The sequence below is a fragment of the Pseudoruegeria sp. SHC-113 genome (assembly GCF_025376885.1).
Taxonomy (GTDB): domain Bacteria; phylum Pseudomonadota; class Alphaproteobacteria; order Rhodobacterales; family Rhodobacteraceae; genus Pseudoruegeria.
In genome coordinates this window covers 2,378,869-2,404,082 of sequence record NZ_JAHUBR010000001.1, presented here as the reverse complement: position 1 = coordinate 2,404,082, position 25,214 = coordinate 2,378,869, and the positions used below count along the sequence as shown (strand labels likewise).

The window sequence follows — 25,214 nt, the reverse complement described above, 5'->3', positions numbered from 1 at the left end:
GGGTAGAGCCTTTTCATCGCCGAAGAACTGCCTTCATGGTGATGTCAAGACATACCGATGCAAGCAGCAAACAGCGCTGCGCGGGCAGGAAGGACACAGATGAAACGCAAGACACCTTATGCCGCCGTGGCGGTTGCCGTCGGCGTTGCCGCAGGCGCGGCGTTGGCGGCGCTGGAGGGCGATGCCAATGGCGATGGCGTCCTGAGCTACCCGGAGATGACGCTTCTGCATCCGGAGATGACTCGCACGCTCTTTGGCCAGATCGACGCCAATGGCGACAGCGTGGTGGACGCAAGCGAACGCGATGCGGCGATTGCGGAAGGCCTGATCAAGGCGCAGTAGATCAGGCCGCAGCCTGCCTTACTGCGCGCACCTGCCGCGCGATCTCGCCGATGTGGCGCGCATCGGTGCCGCAGCAGCCGCCCCAGACATGGGCCTGCGGGTAGCGGCGTGCCAGATCGGCCATCTGCCCGCCCAACTCCTTTGGGTCGCCGTCTTCAAGATGGCCGAGGCTGCAGAGGCTCAGGAGCTCCATCGCCACGGCGTTGGGCAGGAAGCCTCCAAGCCGGGCGCTCCAGGCCTCATCAGACAACCCGGCGGCAAATTCGGTGGGGTGGGTGCAGTTCACCGTATAGTAGGCCGGGCCCTTCTGCGTGGCGGCGTCCACGGCCGTGATGGCCTCGCCCAGCCGCTCGCCCCCCTGCAACCGCCCGCCCTTGGCAACAAAGGAAATGGTGCAGGGAATCCCGGCGGCCTGCGCGGCGCGGGTGAAGCCGATGGCTTCTTGCACGCTGGAGAAGGTGGCGGCTGAAACCATGTCGGCCCCGGCCTTCTTCAGGGTGAGGATCTGCTCAGCGTGGTAGTCCTCGGCTTCCGCCGCATCGGGCAGGCGCCCGATGTTGTAGGCATCGCCGCGCGGGCCGATGCTGGCCCCGAGGATCATTGGGGTCTCGGGGCTGTCGTAGGGTTTGGCGATCTCGCGGTAGAACTCGATGCCACGGATGTTGATCTCTTCCAGTGCTGCGCGGGAGAAGCCGATCAGATCGCCCCAATCTCGGCTGGCGCGGTAGTGCAGCCCGTCGTTGATCACGCCGAAGCCCTGTGCGACAGCAGCCTCGATCACCTTGCGGTGGTAATCGGCGATACAGGCGCGGCCACGCGCGTCGTTCAGCAGCTCGAAGGCGCAGAAATGGCGCAGCTCGAAGCCGTCCACATATTGCAGCCAGGTTTCAAACCCCCAGGCACAGGTCATGTCCTGTCCGTTCAATTGTGGCAGAGCGCGCATCGCCAATTCCTCCCTGAAATATGTCTTCAAATCCGCGGAGTGTAGCACGGACGGCGGAGAAAATGAAAAACCGCCCCGGCTTTCGGCGGGGCGGTTCCTGTTAGGTGGGGTGGGGCCTGACGGTCAGGCCGCGCCGCGCGAAAGCGCCGCGACGCCGGTGCGGGCGATCTCCACCAGCCCAAGGGGGCGCATCAGCTCGGCGAAAGCGTCGATCTTCTCGCCGGTGCCGGTGATCTCGAAGATGAAGCTTTCCAGCGTGGAGTCGACCACATTGGCGCGGAAGATGTCAGCCAGCCGCATGGCTTCCACGCGTTTCTCGCCGGTGCCGGCCACTTTCAGCAGCGCAAGCTCGCGCTCCACGCTGGCCCCTTCCACGGTGAGATCATGCACCTCATGCACCGGCACGATGCGGCCCAGCTGCGCCTTGATCTGCTCGATCACCGCGGGCGTGCCGGTGGTGACGATGGTGATCCGGGAGCGGTGGCCCAGATGATCCACCTCGGCCACGGTGAGGCTCTCGATGTTGTAGCCCCGGCCCGAGAACAGCCCGATCACGCGCGCGAGCACGCCGGCCTCGTTGGCCACCAGAACGGCGAGCGTGTGGACTTCGTTGATCTCCGCGTTGGGATCGCGAAGGTTATAGGCGGAGTGGCGCGAGACGCCTTTTTTCAATTTTAGTGCGTTCATCTGCTTGCCCCCTTAAACCAGAACCGCGCCCGTGGAGCCGATGGCGTCCTTGGTGGACGCCTCGCCCATCAGCATTTCATTGTGCGGTGCCCCCGAGGGGATCATCGGGAAGCAGTTTTCGTGCTTCTCGACGAGGCAATCGAAGATCACCGGACCGTCGTAGTTCAGCATCTCCATGATCGCGTCGTCCAGATCGGCGGGATCGGTGCAGAGGATGCCCTTGCAGCCGAAGGCCTCGGCCAGTTTCACGAAATCGGGCAGCGATTCAGACCACGAATGGCTGTAGCGCTCGCCGTGCAGCAGCTCCTGCCACTGGCGGACCATACCGAGGCGCTCGTTGTTGAGGATGAACTGCTTCACCGGCAGGCGGTATTGCACCGCCGTGCCCATCTCCTGCATGTTCATCAGCCAGCTGGCTTCACCGGCCACGTTGATCACCAGCGCATCAGGGTGCGCGATCTGCACGCCGAGGGAGGCGGGCAGGCCGTAGCCCATGGTGCCGAGGCCGCCGGACGTCATCCAGCGGTTGGGATCGTTGAAGCCAAGGAACTGTGCCGCCCACATCTGGTGCTGGCCCACTTCAGTGGTGATGTAGCGGTCGTGGTTTTTCGTCAGCTCTTCCAGCCGCTGCAGCGCGTACTGCGGCTTGATCGTTTTCTCGGAGTTGGTGTAGCGCAGGCAATCAGCCTTCTTCCACTCGTTGATCTGGGTCCACCATTTCTCGATGGCGGGCTTGTTCGTCTTGCGGCCACCAGCCTTCCAGACCTTCAGCAGATCCTCAAGCACATGGCCGACGTCGCCGATGATCGGCACGTCCACATGGATCACCTTGTTGATGGAGGAGGGATCGATGTCGATATGGGCCTTGGTGGAATGCGGGCTGAACTTGTCCAGCTTGCCGGTGATGCGGTCGTCAAAACGCGCGCCAATGTTGATCAGCAGATCGCAGCCGTGCATGGCGAGGTTGGCTTCATAGAGCCCGTGCATCCCCAGCATGCCGATCCACTTGTCCCCATTGGCCGGATAAGCGCCCAGACCCATCAGCGTGGAGGTGATCGGGAAACCCGTGGCATCGACCAGTTCGCGCAGCAGCTGGCTGGCGGCGGGGCCGGAGTTGATCACGCCGCCGCCGGTGTAGAACACAGGCCGCTCGGCGGCTTCGATCAGGCTCGCCAGTTGCTGGATCGCCTCCAGATCGCCCTTCACCTTGGGCTGGTAGTTGGTGTTATTGGCCTTCGCCGGCGGCGTGTAGGTGCCGTTTGCGAACTGCACGTCCTTCGGGATGTCGATCAGCACCGGGCCGGGGCGGCCGGAAGTGGCGACATGGAAGGCCTGATGCATCGTTTCGGCCAGCTTGTCGGTGTCCTTTACCAGCCAGTTGTGCTTGGTGCAGGCGCGGGTGATGCCCACGGTGTCGGCCTCCTGAAAGGCGTCGGTGCCGATCATGAAAGTGGGGACTTGCCCGGTCAGCACGACGAGCGGGATCGAATCCAGCAGCGCATCGGTGATGCCAGTGACGGCATTCGTCGCGCCGGGGCCCGATGTCACCAGAACAACGCCGGGCTTGCCGGTGGAGCGGGCATAGCCTTCCGCCGCATGGACCGCGCCCTGTTCGTGGCGCACCAGAATGTGGCGAATGTCGTTTTGCAGGAAGATCTCGTCATAAATCGGTAGCACAGCGCCGCCGGGATAGCCGAATACCGTGTCCACACCCTGATCCTTCAGGGCCTGAACCACCATTTTCGCTCCGGTCATCTGACGTTTCATCTCTTTGCTCCGTGCTTTGTCGCGTCTGTTATCCGCTTGCGTCAGCCAAAAAAAAGCCCCCGGTGGATCCGAGGGCGCATGGGGTACCGTTATGGTGTCCGTCACCGGCCCATGCGCCATTTCCCTACAGTTACGACGATGCCGCTCATGCGAAGGCTCCTTAGTTCGTGCGCGGGACATTAGGGGGGGGGGCTGGGGGCGTCAATGGCAAAACCGGGAAGAAAACAACTTCGGAGGCAGTTTTTCTTTCCGAAAATTGCGCCGCGCTGGGGTGAGCGGTATTTTCGGGAAAGTGAACCCTAGGGAAGGCGGTGTAGGGCTGCGGTGCAGCACCCGGCCTTCGTGAAGGCGATTCCCCGGGGCGGGGCGTGGGCCTGATCTGGACCTGGCCTTGATCTGACTGTGGTTAGCCCCGGCGCCCGATCCGTGCCTTATTTTCGCCAACCGCCGACTCAACGCATGAGCTGGCTGGCTTTCCCGTGGTGGCTCAAGGGGTTGAGAGGGGCGATTCTGCTCGTGAGAGGCGGATTCGGGCGCTCGGATGGCTCTCTTTATGGTTGTGGCCGCCACAGTCGTGGCGAAGGCAGGGAAAAAAAGAGCCCAATATGTCTTAAAAACGATCAAAAAGAGACATTTCACGATTTTGCCACATTTGAGCATGAATCCTGCCCAAATTGGCGGGAAATCTTCAATCTATCGACACAATACAATATCTGCTGAGTGACCCATGAAACAGCTGCCAAAGAGGGCTCACAGTAAACACGCAAAAGGTGATGCGGGCTGCCACCCGGTCAATACAACCGACAGGAGAAACCGGCTCACCAAAGTACCCGGCTCGGAAATCGAGCGGATTTTCCAGTACAGCGTCCGTCTGCACGCTTTCAACAACCATACCGGCTAACCGCTCGCTGCACCGAGACGCCGGACCACACCTGGGAGACCGACCATGCACACATCCATCCGCCATGCCGCGAACTGCAACGCCCAACCGCTTGCCGCCCGCGCCGCGAACATCGTTTCGATGAACGATTTCCGCCACCGCACCCGCGTCCGCCGCACCGTGAACGGCGTGTTCTTCAGCACCGACGTGCTGCTGACGAAAGGGGAGGTGGCCTGATGAAAATCTACATGCGCCCCGCGAAATCCGCCATCGGCCAGCCGGCCGCCGTTTCCCTCCTTGAGAAGGCCCGCGAGAACCGCGTTGCCGCGCTGGCGGTGCTTCGCACGAGCCGGTCGGTTTCCCCAGCTGCGCTCAGTTCCCGCGAACGCCGGGCGGGCCTCGACGCTCCGCTGCTGTTCGTTTCCAACCGTAACACGGCCCCCGCGAACAGCGATCGGGAGGTGTGCCCGGAGATGTCGAGGTCCGCTGCCTGATCTTTGGTCCTTCGCGACCGTTTCACAAACTGGCACCCCTTTTCGGGGTGCCTTTTTTGTGCGCACAGGAGTCCCGCGGGGCTTGCGCCCCGCACGCAGGTTTTGGCAGGGCTCTGTCCCGCACACAGATACGAGCGGGGCTCTGCCCCGCACCCCGGGATATTTCCGGTCAGAAGAAAAGCGTGCGCGCGCTTTGCTGACAGGGGGTGGCAGGAGGGGGTGGGATTTTTCTTGCTTTGTGTGGGCGCGCGTCGGATAGGGCGGCATGTTTCGCAACCGCGCCATTGTTTTCATTCTTCTGACACTGATGATCGATGCGATCGGCATCGGCATCGTCTTCCCGATCATGCCCGAGCTGATGGACCGCGTTGGCGCAGGTGGCAGTGGGCAAGGGGCCTTCTGGGGCGGGATCCTGATGGCGGCCTACGCGGGGGCGCTGTTTTTGTGCGGGCCGATCGTGGGAGGGATTTCGGATGCCATCGGGCGGCGGCCGATCCTGATCGCGGCACTGGTGATGCTGGCGGTGGACTATGTGATCATGGCGCTGGCGGGCAGTTTCTGGCTTTTGCTCGTGGGGCGCACGCTCGCGGGGCTGGCAGGCGCGACCTATATCACCGCCACCGCCTATATCGCCGATATTTCCGCGCCCGAGGAGAAGGCGGCGAATTTCGGGCTGATCGGGGCGGCTTTCGGGATCGGGTTCGTGCTGGGGCCGGCGCTTGGCGGGCTGGCGGCGCAAATCAGCCTGACCGCGCCTTTCTGGATCGCCGCCGCGCTTTCGGCGTTGAACGCGCTTTTAGGCGTATTTGTGCTGCCCGAAAGCCTGCCGCCGGAGCGCCGCCGCCGTTTTGGCCGGGGCGATCTGAACCCTTTCGCGGCGATCTTTAAGGCGTTCCGGATGCCGGGGCTTGCGGTGCCCTTGCTCTGCATCTTCATCTTCGAATTTGCCAATATGGTCTACCCGACGCTCTGGGCCTTCTGGACGCGGGAGATCTTCGGCTGGTCGACGCTTTACATTGGCCTGTCGCTGGCGGGCTATGGTGTGTTGCTGGCGATGGTGCAGGGCGGGCTTTTGCCGGTGCTGATCCGCTTGATGGGTGATTTCCGCACGCTCAGCCTTGGGATGGGCGCAGCGCTTCTGGGCATGGTGGGCTTTGGCTTCACCGAGACCGTGACCGCGCTGGTGATCTTCCTGCTGCTCGCCGCTTTGTCGGATCTGGTGCCGGCCTTGCTGACGGCCATGGCCTCCAACCAGGTGGAGGAAGACCGACAGGGGGTGGTGCAGGGGGTGATCGCCTCGCTCTCCTCGGTGGCGGCCGTGGTGGCGCCGCTGGTAATGACAGGGCTGTTTCGCGTCGGGGTGGACGAGAATGGCCCCTATCTGCCCGGCGGCCCCTTCCTGTTTTCCGCCGTGCTCGTGGTGGCGATGCTGCCGCTCGTTTGGCGGCTGCGGGGGCATGGCACCTCTTGAAGGTGTTTAAACCAGGAGCTCCTCGGCCAGTAGCGAGGGGCGGAAGGCGGATTTCGGTTTCAGTCTGAACCCGGCAGACAGCTCTGACGCCGCCAGAATCCTGTCGGCCCGGAACAGCCGTGGGGCCGCGCGCAGGTGATCGAAGGCGACCACATACCAGGCCGGATAGGTGAGCAGCAGGTAATGGGGCTCGATCACGCGCACCGTTTCGGTGCCGTCTTCGCGCCTGTAGCGGATCTCGAGCTGCCGCTGCGCAATGAAGGCCCGGTGCAGGTTCTGCACCACGCGCTCGGCCGGGCGGGCGTGGCCGGATTGCACCATAGGCGAGGCCGTCTGCCCGATCAGGATTCGCGATTTCAATCTCTCCACCCGGTGGCGCATGTCCGGTGAGAAGGAGGCCACCAGCTGCCGCCGCACCGCGCCGAGGCGTGCGAGGAAGAGGGGCGAATCCATCTTCTCGGCCACGGCAATGCTGATCAGCAGATCGACCGCCTCGTCATACTGCAGGGTCAGCCGCCCCACGCCCCAGTGACGATCCAGCCGCACGCCGCCGCCCCGGCCCCGATCCGCGTCGATCTGCAGGCCCTGTTCGCGCATCAGCGCCAGATCGCGCGCGATGGTGCGCGGGCTGACGGCGAACTGCCGGGCCAGATCGGCAACGGTGCAGGGCGTGCCCTGCTTGAGCAGGACGGCGATGGCCTCCAGCCGCTGCAGGCGGGAGAGGGTATCTGAGCGGGGCATTTATTAAATAAGCCACAAAATGGCAGCTTTATCCATAGAAACGGGGCAGGGCGGGCACAGCCGCCTTTCAGAAAACAAGACCAGGAGCTTTTGCCATGATGTTGAACTACGCGGTTTTCGGAACCGACGATCTTGCCGCCGCCGGAGCCTTCTATGACGCGCTGTTTGAGGGCGAGGGCCTGAGCCGCCTCATGCCGTCGGAGCGGATGATCTACTGGCTGGGCGAAGGGTTTGCCTTTGCCGTGGCGCGGCCCTTTGACGGGGCAGCGGCCAGCAATGGAAATGGCACGATGATCGGCTTCGCGCTGGACAGCGAGGCGAAGGTTCGGCTGCTGCATGGCCGTGCACTGGAATTGGGTGGCACCTGCGAAGGCGCGCCAGGGCCACGTGGGCCGAAATATTCGGCCTATGTGCGGGATCCTGACGGCAATAAACTGTGTTTTGCCTGCTGAGGCGCGCGCCTAAAGGCTCACGCCGGTGCCCTGCAACATGCCGTGTTCGAGCGCGTAGCGGGTGAGGCCGGCGGTGGAGCTGATGCCGAGCTTGCGCTTGATGTTCTTGCGGTGGGTTTCCACCGTGCGCACCGAGATGTCTAGGGCGAGGGCCACGTCCTTGTTGGATTTGCCCTGCGCCAGCTGCAGCAGGATCGTCTGCTCGCGGCTGGTGAGCGGTTCGCGCCCGTCGGCTGTTTTGGGGGTGAGCGCGGCGTTGGCGCCGGTGCAGAGGTACTGCTCGCCCTCCATCACAGTGTCGATGGCCGTTTTGATTTCCTCGGTGGGCACATCCTTCAGCACGTAGCCGAGCGCGCCGTGGGAGAGCGCGGTGGAAATATACTCGGCGCTGTCATGCATCGACAGGATCAGGATGCGGGTTTCGGGACGCTTTTCGAGGATGATCTCGGTGGCCGAGAGCCCGTTCACCAGCGGCATGTTCAGATCCAGCAGCATCACGTCCGGCGCCAGCGCCACGACACTGTCGATCGCCTCCTGCCCGTTGGTGAGCGTGCCCACGATCTCGATATCGTCGTAGGTTTCGAGAATGGCCTGAATGCCTTCGGTGACCATCGGGTGATCGTCCACGATCACGACACGGGTTTTCGTCATGCGGTTTCTTTCGTGTTCTTGCCTTCGGGCGGCAGCAGGTGGCTGAGCGGCACCTGCGCCTCGATGACGGTGCCGGAGCGGCTGGAGAGCACGCGGAGGCTGCCGTCGAGCTGTTCGATCCGTTCCATCATGTTGCGCAGGCCGAGCCCCTCCACGGGCTGGCTGCGGCCACGGGTCTGCGGGATGCCGCGGCCATTGTCCTGTATGCGCATCGTCGCACCGCGGGTGTGGCCGGAGAGCTTGATCGAGACCTTGTCGGCCTCGGCGTGGCGCTCGATGTTGGTGAGCGCCTCCTGCGCGATGCGGTAGAGCGCGATCTTGGCGTCCTGATCGAGCCGGTTGCGGAAGACGACGGTTTCCAGCTCGGTTTCGATGCCGGTGCGCTTGCTGAATTCCTCGGTCAGCGACTGCAGGGCCGGGCCGAGGCCCAGATCGTCGAGCACGCCGGGGCGCAGATCGCGGCTGATGCGGCGCACTTCCTGAATGGCGCCGTTGAGATGGTCGATCCCCTTGTCGAGGCTTTCGGGGGCGCGCGCATCAGCAGTGGCGAAGCGGCGGCGGGCCAGTTCCAGCGCATAGCGCACGCCGACAAGGATCTGGCTGATGGAATCGTGCAGCTCGCGCGCCACGCGGCCGCGTTCCTCTTCCTGCGTGTCGAAGATGCGCTGGGTCAGTTCCTTGAGCTTGGCATCGGCCAGACGGCGTTCGCGGATGTTGATCATCATGCCCGAAAGGAACACCATGAACAGGGCCGAAAGCGTGATGGCCACGATATAGACGAAAGTGCGCTGCACGCGTGCTTCCACATCGGCGCGGGCTATGGCCGTGGTTTCGAGAACATCGTCTATGAAAATGCCGGTGCCCACCGCCCACTGCCAATCCTGCAGGCCAACGACATAGGCGACCATGCGCGCGGTTTCGCGGGTGGAGGGCTTGGGCCAGTCGAAACTGTGGTAGCCCGCGCCCGAGCGCGCGATGCGGATCAGCTCGTCGGTGATCGGCACGCCGTTCAGATCTTTCAGCCCCGTCCAGTTCTTGCCGATCAGATAGGTCTGGCGCGGCGAGACGAGATTGTTGCCGTCGTAGTCAAAAACGAAGAAATAGCCGTCCTGCCCGTAGGTCATCGCCGAGAGGATCTGCGTCACGAGAAGCTTGGCCTCTTCGTCGTCAGGCAGGGCGCGGCCGTAGATGTTGAAAAAGGCCGTGCGCGCGATGGCGATGTAATTCTCAAGCTCGGCCTTTTTAGCCGCGATCATATGCTCTTCGAGGGCGGCGATTTCGCGGTCGGCCAATGCGCGGGACTGATGCGCGACCAGAAGCGCGATGGCCGCCGCCGCCAGCACGAGCGGCACCGTGGCCAGAAGAAAGATCTTCTGCCCGTAGTTCAGCTTGAACCTGCTCCAGATGGATCCGTCAGCCGCTGCCAAAACGTGATTCTTCCCCGCGCTCCCCTCGGTGCCCGAAAGCATGGGGGCTGGAGCGCGCGGCGTCAATTCTTCGGGTTTTTGCCAAAACTACGGGCTTTTGGGTAGGCAGGCTTGCGCAAAAAACCGGCGCTCTGCGTAAGAGTGGGTATTCCCGTAGGTCACGCGCCCCGCTAGGCTCCGCCACACTGGAAACGATCCGCCCGGGCCCGAACAGCCGGGGCAATCAATCTTTGGGAGGTTAACATATGGATCGTCGTTCTTTTCTGAAAACCAGCGCACTGGGTGGCACCGCTGCCGCCGCTGCAACGCTGGCCGCTCCGGCCTACGCCCAGGGCAAGCGCAAGCTCACGATGGTCACGTCCTGGCCGCGCGGCTTTGCCGGTCTGGCCGATGCTGCTGACAAAACGGCTGAAAATATCAACATGATCTCCGGCGACACGCTGGAAGTCGAAGTCAAGCACGCCGGCGAGCTTGTTGGCGCTTTCGAAGTGTTCGACGCCGTGACCGCCGGTCAGGCCGACATGTATCACGCTGCTGACTACTACTTCGTCAACCAGCACCCCGCCTGGGCGTTCTACACCGGCGTTCCTTTCGGCATGACCGCGCTGGAGCAGAACAACTGGTACTACCACGATGGTGGTATGGAGCGTCACCACGCGCTCGGTGAAATCTTCGGGCTGAAATCCTTCCTCGCAGGCAACACCGGCTCGCAGGCCGGTGGCTGGTTCCGCAAGGAAATCGCAGGCCCCGAAGACTTCCAGGGCCTGAAGTTCCGTATGCCGGGCCTCGGTGGTAAAGCTCTGGGCTACATGGGTGCGTCCATCCAGAACCTTCCGGGCGGCGAGATCTACCAAGCGCTGGCCGCTGGTGCCATCGACGGCACCGAGTGGGTTGGCCCGTGGTCCGACGAGAAGGTCGGCTTCCAGGAAATCACCAAGTTCTACTACACCGCTGGTTTCCATGAGCCATCTGCTGGCCTCTCCGTGGCCACCAACCTCGAAGTGTTCAACGACCTGACGCCGGCCCAGCAAAAAGCGATCGAGATCGGTGCTGGCCACGCCAACGTCTGGAACCTGAGCCAATACCAGATGAACAACGGTGCTGCTCTGCAACGCCTTGCCTCCTCCGGTGTGAAGGTTCTGGAGTTCCCGGATTCTGTCTGGGATGCCTTCGGCGCCGCGTCTGCTCAGGTCTATGACGAGTTCATGGGCGACGACATCTTCAAGGAAACCTACGACCACTACATGGCATCGATGAAAGCGTCCTCCGGCTGGATCGCGCAGTCCTCGACCGCCTACGTGGCGCAGCGCGACCGCGTTCTGGGCTAAGGCATCGCCTTTTCACTTTGAAACGGCGTGGCTCCCCGGTGCAAACCGGGGAGCCTCCACAAAAATCTGACCGGGCCTGCGGCCAGGGGTCAGTCATCGGGACATGGGGGGAGACATGCTGGACGGCATTCTCTGGTTCTTTCAAAACATTCTGACAGCGTTCTACAATTTCGGCTATGCCGTGACCCATCCCGGGATGTGGCTCGACTGGTCGAACAATGAATCGCTCATCCGCTTCGTCTATTACGGCGGCTCGATCGAATTCTTCTTCGTGGTGTTCACGGCCTTCCTCCTGCTGACAGCGGTCGGCATGTGGAAGAACAGCATCCTCTGGGGCACTGTCCGGGTGCTTGAAGGGCTCGCCAATGGCCTTGGGCGCTTCTTCGCCTGGGCCGGCCTGCTGATGGTGCTGCAGCAGTTCGTGATCGTCTTCGTACAACGGATCTTCGCGCAATCCGAACTGGGCTTCGGCTTCGGAACGGTCTTCTCGTTCGACCTGAGCTGGTGGGCCGAGGGGCTGAAGTTCTACAATGCGCTGATCGTGACGTTGTGCTGTACCTACACCTTCGTGCAAGGCGGCCACGTGCGCGTGGATCTTGTCTATTCCGCGGTGCGCTTCCGCACGAAGCGGATGATCGACATGATCGGCTCGCTCATTTTCATGATGCCTTTCGCTGTCCTGACGTGGATGTACGGCTGGTATTTCATGTGGCGTCACCTGATCACGCCCAAGGTCTCGGCCAGCGACCAGCTCGACATGATGCTGCGCAAGTCCAAGATCGTGAAGTGGAACGTGGAAACCATCGGCTTCTCGCCGAACGGCTTCAACGCCTACTTCCTGTTCAAGCTGCTCCTGGTGGCATTCGCGGGCCTCGTCTTCCTGCATTCGATCGCCTTCTTCTACCGCTCCTACCTTGAGTGGAAAGAAGGGCCCGAAAGCGAAGGCAAATTCCTGGACAAGGACGATCTTGGCGATCCTGACGCCGAGCTCGTTGCTGAAATCCACTAAGATAATAGGGACAGACTCTTATGTTTTTCGGACTTGATGGCGTCGAAGTCGGCCTGATCATCGTCTTCCTCTGTCTCTTCGGAGGCATCCTGACCGGTTTCCCGGTGGCCTTTGCCATCGCGGGGGCGGCGGTGATGTCGTTCGCGATCATCGCCGCGCTGGATAGCGCTGGACTGCTCATTCACTATGCCGTGGACACCGGTTCCGATGCCTATCGGGCCCTGACGGCCACAGGCGTTCACCCGGACAAGATATCGATATTCCGATATCCCGAATTGCCCACCTACGGGGAATCCGTGTTCCCGCAGGGCTGGGAAGTGGCCGTGGACCGCAACGTCTCCTTCATCGTTAACCGGATGAACGAGCGCGTTCTGGCCGGGCAATCCATCGAAACCCTGCTGGCCGTGCTGATGTTCGTGCTGATGGGGATCACGCTGGAGCGCTCCAAGATCGCCAACGATCTTCTCACCACGATGGCGCGGGTCTTCGGCCCGCTGCCGGGCGGCCTTGCCGTGTCGGTTGTGGTCGTGGGCGCGTTCCTTGCCGCTTCCACCGGTATCGTCGGCGCGACCGTTGTGACGATGGGGCTGCTGTCGCTGCCCACCATGCTGCGCAACAACTACAGCCCCGAACTGGCAACAGGTGTGATCGCGGCTTCCGGCACGCTGGGGCAGATCATTCCGCCCTCGATCGTGATCGTTCTGCTGGGTACGCTGGCCGGGGATCTCTACTCTGCCGCGCAGGAGCAACGCGCCTCCGTGGCGGGCTGTACCGACGCGCTGACCTACCTCGGCGAAGCCGCGGTGGTTTCGGTCGGGACTTTGTTCCAGGCCGCGATCCTGCCGGGCATCCTGCTGGCGGTTCTCTACGGTCTTTATGCCTTCGGCTACGCCATGCTGAAGCCGCATAAGGCACCCCCGATCCAGTTCGAGGATTCCGTGGGCGAGGTCATCACCAAGCGTGACGGCCTGACCTGGCTGCTGGTGGTTCCGGCGCTGCTGATCGGCGGCACCATTCTGGCCTCCAGCGTCAACGTGGTCGGCAGCCAGTCGGTCATCGTGGACAGCTACTCCGATGCCGGGGCAAGCGCGGATCTGCGCACCAACGTGAGCGATCAGTGTAAAGCCTCGATGATCGAGCTGCATGGTCAGGAGCGGTGGGATGCTGCCGTTGCCCAGCAGGCCGAGATCGAAGCCGCTGGCGGGGCCGCAGCAAGCGAGCGCCTGACACCGGAACAAATCGTCGAGGCGCGTGCCGCGCTGGTTGCTGCGGCTGCCCCGATCGGCACCGGTGTTGCCGTTGGCTTCCTGCTGCTGGCGCTGGTTCTGACCACGGCGCGCGGTGTCGCTCCGAGTGCGGATCCGAAACCGCTGCTGATCGGCTTTGCCGGGATCGTGGCAGCGCTGCTGGTGGATGTGCTGTTCATCGGCCCGCTCACCACCTCCGGCACCACCTTCGTGCTGCTGCTGCCTCCGCTGCTTGTTGTCCTTTGGGCCTGCAAATACGCAATGGGGCTTTTGGGGCAAAACGATCTGCTGCGCGTGGTCTTCCCGCCGCTGGTTCTGATCGTGGCGGTTCTGGGCTCGATCCTCGGGGGCATCACCAACCCGACGCCGGCAGCGGCACTGGGGGCTGGTGGCGCGCTGATGCTGGCGGCCTTCCGCAAGCTTCAAGAGGAAGGCACCGGCGGCAAGATTGTGATCCAGGCGGCTTTCGCCATCGTGATCATGATCCTCGTCGGCATCAACTTCGACCTGCGGATCCACCGCGGCGACGTGCCCGCACAGGATTGGATCGCCTATGTCGTGGCGCAGGGGGCTTACCTCTACGCGATGTTCGGTGTGCTCTTCTCCTGCTGGGTTCTGTTCCGCCGGGGTGTTCTAAGCCCGGTTGTCCGGGAAACGGCGAAGGTGACGAGCATGGTCTTCACCATCCTGATCGGCAGCCAGCTGCTGAACCTGGTGGTGATTTCCTTCGGGGGTGAACACTACATCCAGGAATTCCTGCGCAGCTTCGACAGCGAGGTGAAGGTTTTCCTGATCGTGATGCTGGTGCTCTTTATCCTCGGCTTCGTGCTGGACTTCCTCGAGATCATCTACATCGTCATCCCGATTGTCGGCCCCGTGATCTACGGCGGCACGATGGATCCGAAATGGGTGACGATCATGATCGCGGTGAACCTGCAGACCTCCTTCCTGACACCGCCCTTCGGCTTTGCGCTCTTCTACCTGAGGGGCGTGGCACCGAAGGAGGTCACTACGGGCCACATCTACCGTGGTGTGATACCCTTCGTGCTGATCCAGGTGGCCGGTCTGGCGCTGCTCTGGGCCTTCCCCTCGGTGGTGACGATCCTGCCTAACCTGATCGGGCATTGAGGCAGGCCATCAAAGAAGTGAGAAACGCCCCGGAGAGATCCGGGGCGTTTCTTTTTTGTGCGTTGTTCTGCAGCGCTGAGCGTCCGCCCGGGGTGGGCGCGTACCTGCCACTGGCGTGGCAGGTGAAAAATTCTCAGCCCGCGTTCTCCACGATCAGCGCGATGCCCTGACCGCCGCCGATGCACATGGTGGCCGCGCCGTAGCGCCCGCCGGTGCGTTTCAGTTCGTACAGAAGCTTGGTGGCGATGATCGCGCCGGAAGCGCCCACCGGATGGCCAAGCGCCACGGCCCCGCCGTTGGGGTTCACCTTGGCGGGATCGAGCCCAAGCTGCTGGCTCACCGCGCAGGCCTGCGCCGCGAAGGCCTCGTTGCTTTCCACAACGTCCAGATCATCCGCCGTGATCCCGGCGCGTTTCATCGCGTTTTCCATCGCCGGCACCGGGCCCATGCCCATGATCTTCGGGTCCACGCCCGCATGGCCGTAGGACACCACCCGCGCCAGCGGTGCGAGCCCGCGCGCCTTGGCTTCGCTTTCAGCCATAAGCACCAGCGAGGCCGACCCGTCGTTGATGCCCGAGGCGTTGCCCGCTGTCACAGAGCCGTCCTTCTTGAAGACCGGGCGCAGCTTTTCCATGTCGGCAAGCGTCGCGTTGGGGCGCACGTGCTCGTCGGTGTCAAACACCACCTCCTGACGGCGCTCCATCACGGTGACGGGCACGATCTGATCCTTGAAATACCCGGCTTCAATCGCGGCCGCCGCCCGGCGGTGGCTTTCCAGCGCGAAGGCATCCTGCGCGGCGCGGTCGATGCCGAATTGCTCCGAGATGTTCTCTGCCGTGATCCCCATGTGGCCGTGGCCGAAGGGATCGTGCAGCGCGGCCGTCATCATGTCGATTGCGCCGGTATCGCCCATCTTCTGGCCCCAGCGCGCCGCCGGCATCAGGTAGCCCGCGCGGCTCATGCTCTCGGTGCCGCCCGCCAGCGCGATCTTCGCATCGCCCAGCATCAGCACCTGAATGGCCGAGACAATGGCCTGCAGGCCCGAGCCGCAAAGCCGGTTCACAGTCAGCGCCGGGCTGCCTTCAGGCACGCCCGCGGCCATGGCGACGGTGCGCGAGACATACATGTCGCGCGCTTCGGTGTGAATGACATTGCCGTAGAAGGCCTGCTCCACCGCATCGGCGGTGATGCCTGCACGCTCGATGGCGGCCTTGGCCGTGGTCGCGCCAAGATCGGTGGGGGTGAGCGATTTCAGCGATCCGCCGAAGCCGCCAATGGCCGTGCGCGCCGCGCTGACAATGACAACGGGTTCCATGGTGTGTCTCCTCAAGACGTAAGCTCTCAGGCGCAACTATGCCGTGCGGTGGGGCGCGGCGGAAAGGGGGGCAGGGGTGTGACCTGACGTAGCTTGCGCGGAAATCTGCCGCGCGCGGCTAGATCAGTTGCAGCAGATCCCAGCGGTTGCCGAAGGGATCGCGCCAGACAGCGACGGTGCCATAGGGCTCATGGCGGGGGGCTTCCTCGAAGATCACCCCGGCGGCCAGCATTGCCGCGTGATCGGCGGCGAAATCGTCCGTATGCAGGAAGAGAAACACACGACCGCCCGTCTGGTTGCCGATGGCGGCCTGCTGCGCTGCGCCATCGGCCTTGGCCAGCAGAAGCGCGCTGCCGCCCTCGCCCGGCGGGGCCACCAGAACCCAGCGCTTGCCCGCGCCCTGATCCTCATCCGCGAGCAGCGTGAAGCCAAGCCGGCCCACGTAGAAATCGATGCCTGCGTCGTAATCGGGAACAACCAGCGCCAGCGCGCCGATGCGGGTGAGCATGGCTCAGCCCTTGGTGCGGAAGGTGTCGGGCAGGGAGATGCGCGCCACTTGCTCTGCGATGGGGTCGACGGAGAGCGGATGCGTGTCGGCGGCGTAGTCCTCGGGGTTGCCGATGTCCTGCCAGGCGCCGTCGCGGTAGACTTCCAGCGCGCCGAAGCTGGCCTTGTAGCCCATCTTCGGACTGCCGGGCACCCAATAGCCGAGGTAGACGTAAGGCAGCCCCGCCTGCCGGGCGATCTCCACGTGATCGAGGATGATATGCGTGCCGAAGCTGCGGTGCGCTTTCTTGGGGTCGTAGAAGGAATAGACCATCGACAGCCCGTCATCGAGCACGTCCGTCAGGCAGACACCTTTCAGATCGTCGGCCCCATCCCGGTATTCCACCACGCGCGAACGGATCGGGGTTTCCTCGATCATCGCGGCGAACTCGAAGATGTCCATATCGGCCATGCCACCATCGGCGTGGCGGCTGTCCAGATAGCGGCGGAAGAGGGCGAATTGATCTTCCGTGGCCCAGGGCGAATTGGCGGAGCGCTCCAGATCGTTGTTGCGCTTGAGCGTGCGGCGCTGGCTGCGGGAGGGGGTGAAATCCGCCACCCGGATCCGGGCCGACAGGCAGGCCACGCAATCGGCGCAGGAGGGGCGATAGAGCACGTTCTGGGAGCGGCGAAACCCTTGTTTGGAGAGCGCATCGTTCAGCGTCTCTGCGGTTTCACCCTGCAAAGCCGTGAACAGCTTCCGCTCCATGCGCCCTTCGAGATAGGGGCAGGGCTGCGGCGCCGTGACGTAGAACTGAGGAGCAAGCGGTAATGTGTGGCGCATAGGTCCGGTGCAATGTTCGGTTGCGGTGAGCCTAGCAATGGATTGGGAAAAGGAAAAGCCCCCAGCTTTGGGGGCTACGCCACGGCGGGCAGATCCCGTCCGCGGGTGGGGGCAAAGCCCCCGCCCGAGGGGGCGGACGGGGGCTGCCCGGCGTGCCGCCGGGCGGTCCTATTTGGTAAGGCTGTGCCCTAAAACCGCGCCGCCTTGTTCACGGCAGCCGTGCCGAGCAGCATATCCGTCAGGCCCTGACGGCGGCGGCTGGTGAGCATCAGCACGATGGAGATCACTTGCGGAAACACCATCGACATGGAGACCAGATAACCGACCGTGTGCAGCAGCGCCGTGGCGGTGTCGAAGGTTTCGCCCCGGTGGGTGCGAAACTCGATCGAGACAATGCGCATCCCTGGCGTGGCCGAATGGCGCGCGATGGAGACGGTGCGGTAGATCAGGCTCACACCCAGCACCAGCGCAGGCAGGAAGAAGAGCGCGGTGAAGGCGGTGAAGGGCACGATCACGGCGGTGATCAGCAGGATGAACACCGTATCGATCAGCCAGGCGAAGAACCGCTTCGCGGCGACGTCCTGATAGAATTCGGCGTGGGAGTCGGGGTCGGGAAGGCCCCAGAGCGGCTCGGTCATACTCATACCATAAGGTCCGGTGGAAAAAGGGTAGGGAAAAAGGGGGAGGAGTGGCCGCCTTGGCCCCCGATTGCGCGGGGGCCGGGCGGTGCCGGGATAAGGCCGGGGATCGGGCCTTGGGGGCCGGGGCTTAGGCCTCGACGGTCTTGTCTTCGTCTTCGTCTTTCACTTCCTTGGCCCGCTTGGCGCGGTCGTCCATGAACTGGTCGAACTCGGCCTTGTCCTTGGCTTCGCGCAGGCGTTGCAGGAAGGCCTCAAAGGCGTCCTGCTCTTCCTCAAGGCGGCGCAGGGTTTCAGCCTTGTAGCTGTCGAACGCCATGTTGCCGGAGGTGCGGAAGGAATGGCGGGATTTGTAGGTGGCGCGCTTGGATGCGCATTTGCCGGAAAACATGCGTTTGCTCCAGATCATGTAAGCGAGAAGGGCGAGGCCGACGGGCCAGAAGAAGATGAAGCCAAGAACCATTGCGGCGATCCAGGCCCCTTTTCCGCGCTCGTCAAGCCAGGTTTCGGCCTGCGAGGGCCAGGTGGCGACGCTACTCATTTCGTTTTCTCCAGGTTGCTGTTTTAATGTGAATGTCTTTCACATGGATACAGATTGGCATCGGCGGCCCTTGGGTCAAGAGGGTATGTGAATGTTTTTTACATTAATCGATTTATTGATTTTATTTCAGCGCTTTAGTCGGAAAATTCTTTCTGAGAGGCAGGCGCTGATCCGGGCGCAGCCCCACGCAAAGCCGGGCGTTTGACGCCAAAAACCCGCCCGCGCAACGTGCCGCAGGGCCAGCGTGCGGCAATCCTGTTGCGCTTTTGCGGGTTTTGCGCACAGGCTGGCGCATGGAATTCACACGCCTCATGTCCCGCTGCCCGCTGCCCTATGACTCCGACCGGGGAGCCGAGGGCCGCGCGCTCTTCTCACAGATCGCGGGCCCCACGGCCGACCTGCTGGAAGGCACCGCAGGTTGCAGCCCCTACCTTCTGGGCCTGATGCAGAAGGAGGCCGGCTGGCTGCCTTCGGCTCTGGAGCAAGCGCCCGAGGATGCGCTGGCGGGCGTGATGGCAGAGGTCCGCGCCGCTGCCGATGGCGATCTGGAGACCGTGCTGCGGCAGGGCAAGCGCCGGGTCGCGCTGCTGGCGGCGCTGGCTGATCTGTCCGGTGTCTGGCCGCTGCTGGAGGTCACCGGCGCGCTCACCGATTTCGCCGATCTGGCGGTGGATCGCGCCATGAAAGCCGCGCTCGCGCGCGAAATCCGGCGCGGCAAGCTGCCCGGCGCAACGGAAAAGGATCTGGCGACCGGCGCGGGCATGGTGGCTTTGGCGATGGGCAAAATGGGGGCAGGGGAGCTGAACTACTCCTCCGACATCGATCTGATCTGCCTCTTTGACGAAAGCCGTTTTGCGCCCGAGGATTACCACGAGGCCCGCACCTCCTTCATCCGCGCCACCCGCGCCATGGCCAAGATGCTGAGCGATATGACGGCGGAAGGCTACGTGTTCCGCACGGATCTGCGCCTGCGGCCCGATCCGTCTGTCACGCCGGTCTGCCTGTCGATGGAAGCGGCGGAGCGCTACTATGAGAGCGTGGGCCGCACATGGGAGCGCGCCGCCCATATCAAGGCGCGGCCCTGCGCCGGGGATCTGGCCGCCGGGGCGCGCTACCTCAAGATGCTCACGCCTTTCGTCTGGCGTAAACATCTGGATTTCGCCGCCATCGAGGACGCCCACGACATGCGCTTGCGCATTCGTGATCATAAAGGCTTCCACGGGCCGATCGTGCTGGAAGGGCACAATATGAAGCTCGGGCGCGGCGGGATCCGCGAGATCGAGTTCTTCACCCAGACGCGCCAGATCATCGCCGGCGGGCGCGATCCGGAGCTGCGCCAGCGCGAGACGCTGCCTGCGCTGCAGGCCCTCGCCGAAAAGGGCTGGGTGCCTGAGGATGTTCGCGCAAGCCTCACGGATCATTACCTTTTCCATCGCGAGGTGGAGCACCGCTTGCAGATGGTCAACGACGCACAAACCCATGATCTGCCGAAATCGCCGGATGGCTTTGACCGGCTCGCGGCCTTCATGGGCCGCACGGATGTGGGCGCTTTGCGCGCCGAGATCACAGAGCGGCTGGAGCAGGTGCACAGCCTGACGGAAGGCTTCTTTGCGCCTGACGCACCCGGAGCCGCGCCTGCGGCTGATGCGATCTCGGCCAGTAGCGAAGCCGTGGTGGATCGCTGGTGGACCTATCCCGCCCTGCGCACCGAACGCGCCCAGCGGATCTTCAAACGCCTGCGGCCCGAAATCCTGCGCCGCCTTGCGCGGGCCGCGCGCCCCGAGGAGGCCGTGATCCATTTTGACGGCTTTCTCAAGGGCTTGCCGGCGGGTGTTCAACTCTTTTCCATGTTCGAGGCCAACCCGCAGCTGATCGAGCTGATCGTGGACATCGCCACCAGCGCCCCGGAACTGGCGCAGCATCTTGGGCGCAATTCGCAGGTTCTGGATGCGGTGATCGCGGGCGATTTCTTCACCGACTGGCCGGGGCTCAAGCCGCTTGTCGCCGATCTGGCGGAGCGGCTGGCGGGCTTGCCGGACTACGAGGCGCGGCTTGACGGCGCGCGGCGCTGGCAGCGGGAATGGCATTTCCGCATCGGCGTGCATCACCTGCGCGGGCTGATCGGCGCGGAAGAGGCCGGTGCGGAATATGCCCAGCTGGCCGAGGCCACCCTGCGCGCCCTTTCGCCCCATATCGTGGCGGAGTTTGCCCGCAAGCATGGCCCGATGCCGGGGCGCGGCGCGGTGGTGCTGGGCATGGGCTCTCTCGGCGCGGCCCGGCTGCATTCGCGCTCCGATCTGGATCTGATCGTGATCTATGATGCGCAAGGGGTGGAGAGCTCCGCGGGCAAGCGTCCGCTGGCAACGCGGCCTTATTTCGCGCGGCTCACGCAGGCCTTCGTCACGGCGCTTTCGGCGCAGATGGCGGAAGGACGGCTCTACGAGGTCGATATGCGGCTGCGGCCCTCGGGGCGTCAGGGGCCGGTGGCGACGGCGTTGCAATCCTTTCAGAACTATCAGGAAAACGAGGCCTGGGTCTGGGAGCATCTGGCGCTCACCCGGGCGCGCGCGGTGGCCGGGGATGCAGGGCTTGCCGCCGATATTGACACTTTCCGGGTGGCGTTCCTGCCACGCGCCGGGGCGGATCGGGCGCGGGTCTTGCGCGAGGTGCAGGAGATGCGCGCGCGGCTGGCCGAGGCCAAGCCTGCAAAAGGGGCCTTTGACGCGAAATCTGGCGCGGGCCGTTTGCAGGACATCGAGCTGACCGCCCAGACCTGCGCCTTGCTCGCGGGCAGCGCGGCGCAGAGCGTGCGTGGCCAGCTTGAGGCAGGTTGCGCGGCCGGGGTGCTTACGCCTGCGCAGGCAAGGGATCTGCTCGCGGCCTATCACCTGATGTGGCACCTGCAGGTGGCGGGCAAGCTGCTCACCGATGGCGCGCTTGAGCCGGAAACGCTGGGCGAGGGGGGACTTGCCTTCCTGCTGCGCGAAACCGGTCAGGAGAGCGCCGTGGCGCTGCAGGCCTCTCTGACGGCGCATTCAGAGCGTGCCAGCGCGGTGACGGAAGCTATATTGCGGCTCAAGTGAACGCAAAGGCCCGCCATGAGCAAATCCAGCTACGACCCGAAAGGGCTGATCTACGAAAGCTACCGCATCGACGGCATCCAGATCGGCGAGTGCCGGTCGATTTTTCTGGATTGGGCGATCAGCCTGCCCGAAGGGGTGGAGGTGCGCGCCGCGCTGACGGCGCTTGTGGCGCTTTACGCCGATGAAACCCCCGATCATCCGATGAGTGCAGTCTTGCGGCAGGGGCTGGAGGCTGCGCCGTCCGGCGGGCGGCGCGGCGGGCGCGCGGGGCGCCTGGCGCATTGAACTGAGGGCAGCGCCCGAACCGGGGCGGAAGCGTAGCGCCCGCTCATGGGGCGGGGCGGGCGCTGCCCGGCGTTGCCGCCGGGCGAAACAGTGCCTTTTACTTGCCGAGCTGCGCGGCTTCGCGCGCCAGCGCTTCGATACCGGCCCAATCGCCTGCCTGTACCTTGTCTTTCGGGGCAACCCAGCTTCCGCCCACGCAATAGGTGTTGGGCAGCGAGAGGTAATCCATCGCGTTTTTCAAGGAGATCCCGCCCGTCGGGCAGAAGGTCACCTGCGGGATCGGCGCGCCGATGCCTTTGAGTGCGGGCGCACCGCCTGCGGCCTCCGCCGGAAAGAACTTCTGCGTGGTGTAGCCGCGCTCCAGCAGGCGCATGGCTTCAGAGGCCGTGGCCGCGCCGGGCAGCAGCGGCAGATCCTCGTCTTCGCAGGCCTGCAGCAGGCGATCCGTCGCGCCCGGAGATACGCCGAAGGTCGCCCCGGCGGCCTTGGCGGCCTTCACGTCGGCCGGGGTCAGCAGCGTGCCTGCACCCACGACGCCACCCGGCACGGCGGCCATGGCGGCGATCACCTCCAGCGCGGCCGGGGTGCGCAGCGTCACTTCCAGCGCGGGCAGACCGCCCGCGATCAGCGCCTCGGCCAGCGGCGCGGCATGGGCCACGTCATCCACCACCAGAACAGGCACCACGGGGGCGAGTTGGCAGACTTCGGCGGCGCGTTTGCTGGCCTCTTGAGGGGTCATGATGTTGGAATCCTTCGCTTCGTTACAGGATGACGGCGGCACCGGTATCGGCGCTGCCCACGGTTTTGCGGAATACATCGAACATTTCGCGCCCGATGCCAAACGCATTTCCGCTCAGATCGGCCTGAACCGGCGTGCGGGTGGCAAAATCCGCTTCCAGCACCTCGATCACGCCTGCATTTGCATCAACGCGCATCAGATCGCCGTCTTGCACGCGGGCCAGCGGCCCACCGGCGGCGGCCTCGGGGCAGACGTGGATGGCGGCAGGCACCTTGCCAGACGCGCCGGACATGCGCCCATCCGTCACCAGCGCCACCTTCAGGCCGCGATCCTGCAGCACCATGAGCGAGGGCGTGAGCCCGTGCAGCTCGGGCATCCCGTTGGCCTGCGGGCCCTGAAAGCGCACGACGACGATGGTGTCCTCGGTGAACTCACCCGCCTTGAAGGCGGCTTTCACGGCCTCCTGCGTGTGGAAGACGCGGGCTTTCGCCTCGATCACGCGCTTGTCCTCGGCGACGGCGGAGATCTTCATGATCCCGTCGCCCAGATTGCCCTTCAGGTGCTTCAGCCCGCCGTTGGGCTGGAACGGATCCTTGCAGGAGCGCAGGATTTTCTCGTTGTGGGAGTGGCCCGCGCCCTCGTCCCAACTGACCTTGCCGCCCACCAGCTTCGGCTCGCGGGTGTAGAGCGCCAGCCCGTCGCCTGCGACGGTGCTGGTGTCGGGGTGCAGCAGGCCCTGATCCAGCAGATCGCCGATCATGTAGCCAAGGCCCCCGGCGGCGTGGAAGTGGTTCACGTCGGCCAGACCGTTGGGATAGACCTTCGCCATCAGGGGCACGACCTGCGAGAGATCGTCGAAATCTTCCAGATCAAGGATGACCCCGGCGGCGCGCGCCATGGCCGGGAGGTGCAGCACGAGGTTGGTGGAGCCGCCGGTGGCCATCAGCCCGACGATGCCGTTCACGAAGGTGCGTTCGTCCAGGATCTCTGAGACCGGGCGGTAATCGTTGCCAAGGGCGGTGATCTCCATCGCGCGCTGCGCGCCGGCGATGGTGAGGGCTTCGCGCAGGGGCGTGTTGGGGTTCACGAAGGAGGCACCCGGCAGGTGCAGCCCCATGAACTCCATCAGCATCTGGTTGGTGTTGGCGGTGCCGTAGAAGGTGCAGGTGCCGGGGCCGTGGTAGGAGGCCATCTCGGCCTCCATCAGCTTGTCGCGGCCGACTTCACCGGTGGCAAAAAGCTTGCGCACTTTCTGCTTCTCGTCATTGGGCAGGCCAGAGACCATCGGCCCAGCTGGCAGGAAGACAGAAGGAATGAAGCCGAAGGTGGCGGCGGCCATGATCAGCCCCGGAACGATCTTGTCGCAAACGCCAAGGAAGACGGCGGCATCAAAGGTGTTGTGGCTCAGGGCGACGCCTGAAGACAGCGCGATAACATCCCGGGAGAACAGGGAAAGTTCCATCCCGGCCTCGCCTTGGGTCACGCCGTCGCACATGGCGGGAACCCCACCGGCAACCTGCGCCGTACCGCCCATCTTGCGGGCGGCGTCCCGGATCAGGGCGGGATAGGTTTCAAAGGGCTGATGCGCCGAAAGCATGTCGTTATAGGCTGTCACGATGCCGAGGTTGGCGGCGCGCCCCTCGGCCAGATCGCCCTTGGCTTCACCCATGGCGGCATAGGCGTGGGCCTGACCGGAGCAGGAGAGATGGGCGCGGCGCGGCCCGGACTCTGCGGCGGCGCGCATGCGCTCCAGATAGGGGCCGCGATAGGGGGCGCTGCGGGCGATGATACGGTCGGTGACCTTGGCGATCGTCGAATCGAGTGGCATGTCTGCTCCTCGCTGGGCTGGCTGAATTTGGCGCTGTCCTAGCACAATCCGTTAGCGCTAACAATCTGATTTGGGTGGCTGACGCCGCGACACTTCCGCCCGGCGCAGGCGGGCTTTTTCCCCGGCCGCGCGCCTCTGAAACCCCTAAAAAACATGGAAAGGTTGAATCAATTGCCCATTTTCGCCGCAATTCAGGAGCATCTTCACCCCTGAAATGAGTGGGACTCCGAAAAAGGAGAAGCAAGATGAACAAGTTGAAACTGACCGCCGCCCTTGGCCTGATCGCCGCGCTTTCGGCCTGCAGCACGCCGCAGGTGGTGTCGCGCTATGCGCCGATCGAAGGGGGGCTCGCTGGCGACTCCGCCGCCGTGGCCGTGCGCCGGGATTACAACATCGTGGACGTGCGCGTGAACGTGCCCCGCGATCTGGAGGTCTCCGAGGCCAACAGCTACTACCCACGCGCCGATATCGTCTGGCGTGGCGATGTCTACGGCGATCGTCACCAGCAGGTGGCGGCGATCTTCGAAGAGGGCATGACGCGCGGCGCGAGCACCTTTTCCGGTGGCCGTGATGTGGTGGTGGACGTCCGCGTGACGCGTTTCCACTCGCTGACGGAAAAAACCCGCTACACGATCGGCGGCACCCATTCGATCAAATTCGTGATGACGGTGATCGATGCAAACACCGGCGAGGTGATCGAGGCCCCGCGCCAGATCTCCGCCGATCTGGACGGCTTCGGCGGCCAGCGCGCCATCGAGGCCGAACGCGCCGGGCAAACGCAGAAGGTGCGCATCACCGATCACCTGTCGCGCGAACTTCAGCGCCAGCTGTCGGGCCCGGTTGCCTGATCGCTGATCGCCCTTTCCAGCGCCAAGACAAATGAGTAGG

At 64.0% G+C, this 25,214-nt stretch carries 25 protein-coding genes; 12 read left to right on the top strand and 13 right to left on the bottom strand.

Annotation, left to right across the window (positions count from 1 at the left end; translation table 11 throughout):
* The first annotated feature begins 99 nt into the window (after positions 1 to 99).
* Positions 100 to 342, top strand: coding sequence for a hypothetical protein (locus KVX96_RS11890; RefSeq protein WP_261194684.1), 243 nt, complete (start codon positions 100 to 102; stop codon positions 340 to 342).
* A gap of 1 nt (position 343) precedes the next feature.
* Here the strand turns inward: KVX96_RS11890 and KVX96_RS11885 are convergent, their stop codons facing one another.
* The 3 genes from KVX96_RS11885 to KVX96_RS11875 all read right to left on the bottom strand — a co-directional run bounded on the left by KVX96_RS11885 (position 344) and on the right by KVX96_RS11875 (position 3,739).
* Positions 344 to 1,252: a homocysteine S-methyltransferase family protein gene (locus tag KVX96_RS11885; protein WP_261194682.1), complete on the bottom strand. Its 909-nt coding sequence runs from the start codon at positions 1,250 to 1,252 to the stop codon at positions 344 to 346.
* Between the two features lie 156 nt (positions 1,253 to 1,408).
* Entirely contained in the window at positions 1,409 to 1,972 is a 564-nt protein-coding gene (gene ilvN / locus KVX96_RS11880; RefSeq protein WP_261194681.1) for an acetolactate synthase small subunit, read from the bottom strand.
* Positions 1,973 to 1,984: 12 nt separating this feature from the next.
* The gene (locus KVX96_RS11875) at positions 1,985 to 3,739 is read right to left on the bottom strand and encodes an acetolactate synthase 3 large subunit (protein ID WP_261194680.1); all 1,755 of its coding nucleotides are present in this window, start codon (positions 3,737 to 3,739) and stop codon (positions 1,985 to 1,987) included.
* A gap of 459 nt (positions 3,740 to 4,198) precedes the next feature.
* Here KVX96_RS11875 and KVX96_RS11870 point away from each other — a divergent pair, with 459 nt between their 5' ends.
* From KVX96_RS11870 to KVX96_RS11855, 4 genes are all read left to right on the top strand, one after another.
* Positions 4,199 to 4,459 carry a hypothetical protein gene (locus tag KVX96_RS11870; RefSeq protein ID WP_261194679.1) on the top strand — a complete coding sequence of 87 codons (261 nt, stop codon included), beginning with the start codon at positions 4,199 to 4,201 and terminating at the stop codon, positions 4,457 to 4,459.
* Between the two features lie 226 nt (positions 4,460 to 4,685).
* The gene (locus KVX96_RS11865) at positions 4,686 to 4,856 is read left to right on the top strand and encodes a hypothetical protein (RefSeq protein WP_261194678.1); all 171 of its coding nucleotides are present in this window, start codon (positions 4,686 to 4,688) and stop codon (positions 4,854 to 4,856) included.
* Positions 4,856 to 5,113: a hypothetical protein gene (locus KVX96_RS11860; protein ID WP_261194677.1), complete on the top strand. Its 258-nt coding sequence runs from the start codon at positions 4,856 to 4,858 to the stop codon at positions 5,111 to 5,113. Before KVX96_RS11865 ends, KVX96_RS11860 begins: the two co-directional genes overlap by 1 nt.
* A gap of 265 nt (positions 5,114 to 5,378) precedes the next feature.
* Positions 5,379 to 6,584: an MFS transporter gene (locus tag KVX96_RS11855; RefSeq protein ID WP_261194676.1), complete on the top strand. Its 1,206-nt coding sequence runs from the start codon at positions 5,379 to 5,381 to the stop codon at positions 6,582 to 6,584.
* A 6-nt stretch (positions 6,585 to 6,590) separates the two neighbouring features.
* Here the strand turns inward: KVX96_RS11855 and KVX96_RS11850 are convergent, their stop codons facing one another.
* Complete coding sequence (locus KVX96_RS11850; RefSeq protein ID WP_261194675.1) at positions 6,591 to 7,325, bottom strand: helix-turn-helix transcriptional regulator; 735 nt, start codon at positions 7,323 to 7,325, stop codon at positions 6,591 to 6,593.
* Between the two features lie 95 nt (positions 7,326 to 7,420).
* Between KVX96_RS11850 and KVX96_RS11845 the strand changes: the two genes are divergently transcribed.
* A complete protein-coding gene (locus KVX96_RS11845) occupies positions 7,421 to 7,777 on the top strand; it encodes a VOC family protein (RefSeq protein WP_261194674.1) in 357 nt (118 codons plus the stop codon).
* 9 nt (positions 7,778 to 7,786) lie between these two features.
* Here KVX96_RS11845 and KVX96_RS11840 read toward each other — a convergent pair whose 3' ends face one another.
* On the bottom strand, positions 7,787 to 8,428 hold the full coding sequence (locus tag KVX96_RS11840; protein WP_261194672.1) for a response regulator transcription factor: 642 nt from the start codon (positions 8,426 to 8,428) through the stop codon (positions 7,787 to 7,789).
* Positions 8,425 to 9,855, bottom strand: a complete 1,431-nt coding sequence (locus tag KVX96_RS11835) for a cache domain-containing protein (protein WP_261194671.1) — start codon at positions 9,853 to 9,855, stop codon at positions 8,425 to 8,427. Before KVX96_RS11835 ends, KVX96_RS11840 begins: the two co-directional genes overlap by 4 nt.
* Before the next feature lie 245 nt (positions 9,856 to 10,100).
* On the opposite strand from KVX96_RS11835, the gene KVX96_RS11830 reads away from it, so the two are divergent.
* The 3 genes from KVX96_RS11830 (at position 10,101) to KVX96_RS11820 (ending at position 14,567) form a co-directional block, all read left to right on the top strand.
* A complete protein-coding gene (locus tag KVX96_RS11830) occupies positions 10,101 to 11,183 on the top strand; it encodes a TRAP transporter substrate-binding protein (RefSeq protein WP_261194670.1) in 1,083 nt (360 codons plus the stop codon).
* 115 nt (positions 11,184 to 11,298) lie between these two features.
* Positions 11,299 to 12,192, top strand: a complete 894-nt coding sequence (locus KVX96_RS11825) for a TRAP transporter small permease subunit (protein WP_261194669.1) — start codon at positions 11,299 to 11,301, stop codon at positions 12,190 to 12,192.
* A gap of 20 nt (positions 12,193 to 12,212) precedes the next feature.
* The gene (locus KVX96_RS11820; protein ID WP_261194668.1) at positions 12,213 to 14,567 is read left to right on the top strand and encodes a TRAP transporter large permease subunit; all 2,355 of its coding nucleotides are present in this window, start codon (positions 12,213 to 12,215) and stop codon (positions 14,565 to 14,567) included.
* Positions 14,568 to 14,700: 133 nt separating this feature from the next.
* Here KVX96_RS11820 and KVX96_RS11815 read toward each other — a convergent pair whose 3' ends face one another.
* From KVX96_RS11815 to KVX96_RS11795, 5 genes are all read right to left on the bottom strand, one after another.
* The gene (locus tag KVX96_RS11815) at positions 14,701 to 15,882 is read right to left on the bottom strand and encodes an acetyl-CoA C-acyltransferase family protein (protein WP_261194667.1); all 1,182 of its coding nucleotides are present in this window, start codon (positions 15,880 to 15,882) and stop codon (positions 14,701 to 14,703) included.
* Positions 15,883 to 16,000: 118 nt separating this feature from the next.
* Positions 16,001 to 16,390: a VOC family protein gene (locus KVX96_RS11810; RefSeq protein ID WP_261194666.1), complete on the bottom strand. Its 390-nt coding sequence runs from the start codon at positions 16,388 to 16,390 to the stop codon at positions 16,001 to 16,003.
* 3 nt (positions 16,391 to 16,393) lie between these two features.
* Entirely contained in the window at positions 16,394 to 17,212 is an 819-nt protein-coding gene (locus tag KVX96_RS11805; RefSeq protein ID WP_261194665.1) for an arginyltransferase, read from the bottom strand.
* 188 nt (positions 17,213 to 17,400) lie between these two features.
* Positions 17,401 to 17,850: an RDD family protein gene (locus KVX96_RS11800; protein ID WP_409977123.1), complete on the bottom strand. Its 450-nt coding sequence runs from the start codon at positions 17,848 to 17,850 to the stop codon at positions 17,401 to 17,403.
* A gap of 130 nt (positions 17,851 to 17,980) precedes the next feature.
* Positions 17,981 to 18,391: a DUF2852 domain-containing protein gene (locus tag KVX96_RS11795; protein WP_261194663.1), complete on the bottom strand. Its 411-nt coding sequence runs from the start codon at positions 18,389 to 18,391 to the stop codon at positions 17,981 to 17,983.
* A gap of 293 nt (positions 18,392 to 18,684) precedes the next feature.
* Between KVX96_RS11795 and KVX96_RS11790 the strand changes: the two genes are divergently transcribed.
* Both KVX96_RS11790 and KVX96_RS11785 read left to right on the top strand, forming a co-directional pair.
* Positions 18,685 to 21,474, top strand: coding sequence for a glutamine-synthetase adenylyltransferase (locus KVX96_RS11790; RefSeq protein ID WP_261194662.1), 2,790 nt, complete (start codon positions 18,685 to 18,687; stop codon positions 21,472 to 21,474).
* 15 nt (positions 21,475 to 21,489) lie between these two features.
* Positions 21,490 to 21,759, top strand: a complete 270-nt coding sequence (locus tag KVX96_RS11785; protein WP_261194660.1) for a hypothetical protein — start codon at positions 21,490 to 21,492, stop codon at positions 21,757 to 21,759.
* 97 nt (positions 21,760 to 21,856) lie between these two features.
* Here KVX96_RS11785 and eda read toward each other — a convergent pair whose 3' ends face one another.
* Both eda and edd read right to left on the bottom strand, forming a co-directional pair.
* Entirely contained in the window at positions 21,857 to 22,498 is a 642-nt protein-coding gene (gene eda / locus KVX96_RS11780) for a bifunctional 4-hydroxy-2-oxoglutarate aldolase/2-dehydro-3-deoxy-phosphogluconate aldolase (protein ID WP_261194659.1), read from the bottom strand.
* Between the two features lie 22 nt (positions 22,499 to 22,520).
* Positions 22,521 to 24,326, bottom strand: coding sequence for a phosphogluconate dehydratase (edd, locus tag KVX96_RS11775; RefSeq protein WP_261194658.1), 1,806 nt, complete (start codon positions 24,324 to 24,326; stop codon positions 22,521 to 22,523).
* Between the two features lie 245 nt (positions 24,327 to 24,571).
* Between edd and KVX96_RS11770 the strand changes: the two genes are divergently transcribed.
* Positions 24,572 to 25,174: a DUF6778 family protein gene (locus tag KVX96_RS11770; RefSeq protein WP_261194656.1), complete on the top strand. Its 603-nt coding sequence runs from the start codon at positions 24,572 to 24,574 to the stop codon at positions 25,172 to 25,174.
* Positions 25,175 to 25,214: the final 40 nt, after the last annotated feature.